Consider the following 1,536-nt stretch of genomic DNA (forward strand, 5'->3'; position numbering starts at 1 on the left):
AAAATCTTGATTGAACAAAAGCAATCAAGTGTTTAGTTGAATGAAAATACGCATCAAATTGACCGCACTTTGAAGTGAAAACTTAAAGTGGTTGAAAACATTTGAGGTTGTATAGTTAAGTGACTAAGCGTACAAGGTGGATGCCTTGGCAATCAGAGGCGAAGAAGGACGTGCTAATCTGCGAAAAGCTTGGATGAGTCGATAAGAGGCGTTTAATCCAAGATATCCGAATGGGGAAACCCAGTAGATGAAGAATCTACTATCAACAAGTGAATTCATAGCTTGTTGAGGCAAACCGGGAGAACTGAAACATCTAAGTACCCCGAGGAAAAGAAATCAACCGAGATTTCGTCAGTAGCGGCGAGCGAAAGCGAAAGAGCCAGTAAGTGATAGCAGTATAGTGAGGAGAATGTGTTGGGAAGCACAATCAAAGAGGGTGATAATCCCGTATCTAAAAACCATATTGTGGTACTAAGCTAACGAGAAGTAGGGCGGGACACGTGATATCCTGTTTGAAGAAGGGGGGACCATCCTCCAAGGCTAAATACTCCTGATTGACCGATAGTGAACCAGTACTGTGAAGGAAAGGCGAAAAGAACCCCGGTGAGGGGAGTGAAATAGAACCTGAAACCTTGTACGTACAAGCAGTGGGAGCCCCATCACTTAATCCGATTGGAAGGTGATGAAAAGCAACCGCACTTAAACAATGGTAAGAGGAGCGAAGCGAGTCAAACCACCCAAAAGAAGCAGTGGGATTAAGTGATGGGGTGACTGCGTACCTTTTGTATAATGGGTCAGCGACTTATATTTTGTAGCGAGGTTAACCGAATAGGGGAGCCGAAGGGAAACCGAGTCTTAACTGGGCGAATAGTTGCAAGGTATAGACCCGAAACCCGGTGATCTAGCCATGGGCAGGTTGAAGGTTGGGTAACACTAACTGGAGGACCGAACCGACTAATGTTGAAAAATTAGCGGATGACTTGTGGCTGGGGGTGAAAGGCCAATCAAACCGGGAGATAGCTGGTTCTCCCCGAAATCTATTTAGGTAGAGCCTTGAGGTGACACCTTTGGGGGTAGAGCACTGTTTCGGCTAGGGGTCCATCCCGGATTACCAACCCGATGCAAACTACGAATACCAAAGAGTGATACTCAGGAGACACACGGCGGGTGCTAACGTCCGTCGTGGAGAGGGAAACAACCCAGACCGCCAGCTAAGGTCCCCAAGTCTATATTAAGTGGGAAACGAAGTGGGAAGGCTTAGACAGCTAGGATGTTGGCTTAGAAGCAGCCATCATTTAAAGAAAGCGTAATAGCTCACTAGTCGAGTCGGCCTGCGCGGAAGATGTAACGGGGCTGAAATATAGCACCGAAGCTGCGGCATCAGGCGTATCACTAATACGCCTTACGATTAACAAGCTAGAATGGCGCGAAGCGACATGAAAGGTTGTTCAAGCAACCCGAACGTTGAGTCGGGCATCTTAGAGTGAGGATGATTAGTGATACGCCTGTTGGGTAGGGGAGCGTTGTGTAAGCGGA

General features: G+C 47.2%; 1 rRNA gene. It reads left to right on the forward strand.

The window, feature by feature from the left end:
- Nucleotides 1-113: 113 nt before the first annotated feature.
- Nucleotides 114-1,536: ribosomal RNA gene (locus HMPREF2644_RS00005) — 23S ribosomal RNA — on the forward strand; the annotation flags it as partial.

It is taken from the genome of Haemophilus sp. HMSC071C11 (genome assembly GCF_001837655.1).
Classification (GTDB): Bacteria; Pseudomonadota; Gammaproteobacteria; order Enterobacterales; family Pasteurellaceae; genus Haemophilus; species Haemophilus influenzae.